Source organism: Dolichospermum sp. LEGE 00246, from assembly GCF_015207865.1.
Taxonomy (GTDB): Bacteria; Cyanobacteriota; Cyanobacteriia; order Cyanobacteriales; family Nostocaceae; genus Dolichospermum; species Dolichospermum heterosporum.
The window spans coordinates 1-1,433 of record NZ_JADEWA010000734.1 but is presented as its reverse complement, the minus strand read 5'-3'; the positions used below and the strand labels follow the sequence as shown (position 1 = coordinate 1,433).

Genomic DNA, 1,433 nt, shown 5'->3' with positions numbered 1-1,433 from the left:
TAGTTTCACATTTACGACTAAAATAACTTTTAATTAACCGCCAACGGGTAGAAAAATCCTGATCATTTTCTGGTAAAGTCCAAATACAGTGGAGATGATCAGGTAAAATAACAATAGCATCTATAATAAATGGATGTTTCTGCATTACATAACCAAAAGCATCTCTTAATAAAGAAACATTTTTTGGTAAACATAATATTTTTTGTCTTTTCTCTGTCACCACTGTAAAAAAGTATGTTCCTCCTGCCACATTGGCGCGGCGATATTCCATACTATAAATATCCTGTGATTAAAGTTGTGTTTTATAATCTTGATTTTACCCCGTAGGTTGGGTTGACGTAAGGAAACCCAACATTAACTATAATAAGCAATGGGACAGAATTAATTGCACAACTTATTTTTCTGTCACCTGTTCCCTCTCTCAACAAGTGAATTTAATTTTGTCCGACTACTTATTCTGGTGGGTGGTTTTGGGTAAGTTGACGGTATCTTTGTATTTTCCAGTTTCAGTCACAGTTTCATGCCTAAATGTAGGTGTGCAGGTTATCCGATCAATTATAGGAGATCGTATGATTGTAGGGTGCGGTGAGCGATCGCTTGTTGCTGAACTGAGGAAAGATTAGTCAGTAACCCAGCCCTAAATGGACTGGGCTTGTAAGAGAAATCAAGCAAGCAGTACTAGACCAGACCACCCTGAGTTTACTCTCATAGTAGCCGTTATTTGAGTCACGACACCCCGGAAGGCATAGCTAGTTCTCTGCTCTGTCATTTGCAATTAAACAGTTTCAATGTCACTGAAACAGTGTTGCAAGTCTAACAAACTCTTATAACAGGTTGTTCGCGCAGCGTGCCGTAGGCATCAGCTAACATTACCCCAGAAATGGAAGGCTATGAGTGAGCAAAACATTATGCGTACAGAGTTGGGAAATTTGAATCGGTAATTGTCCCGTTGAAAGTGAATTACAAAAGTACCCCAAATTTCCCAACTCCAAGGCGGTAATGAAAAAATATTCAAAGCGGTTAAAACCTGAGTTTCCCAGTTACCGAGTATTGTTATGGTGAAACTCGAGTCCTTTCTGCTCTAGGATCTTTTATTCCCGTAAAGTGGTGCAGAAACTTACTGGTAATCTCTTTGCTGTCTACACTGGGTATAACAGATGTTTTGGTTTTGCAGTTCTTCTTAAATCCCGTTGACATTACTTAGATACAGTGGTTAGATGGGTTATCTCTTAAACTACCTTGAGTTGTGTCAATTGAACATCCTCCCATATATCGAGTAAATCCCTTTGTCAATAGGGGTTGAGATGCGCTAACCCTGCTGCGCCCCTACCTCCTAATTCCTAAATTCTTCCATAAGATGGTGTTTGAAAAGTCATGATTGCTGTATCAAATATTTTACCCCTCCCTAACCCTCCCCTTATAAAGCGGAGGGA

The 1,433-nt window shown here is 39.4% G+C and carries 1 protein-coding gene; it reads right to left on the bottom strand.

Annotated features, from left to right (window positions below):
- A partial coding sequence (locus IQ228_RS26005; RefSeq protein WP_193965005.1) for a transposase occupies positions 1-271 on the bottom strand: 271 nt, incomplete at its 3' end.
- Positions 272-1,433: the final 1,162 nt, after the last annotated feature.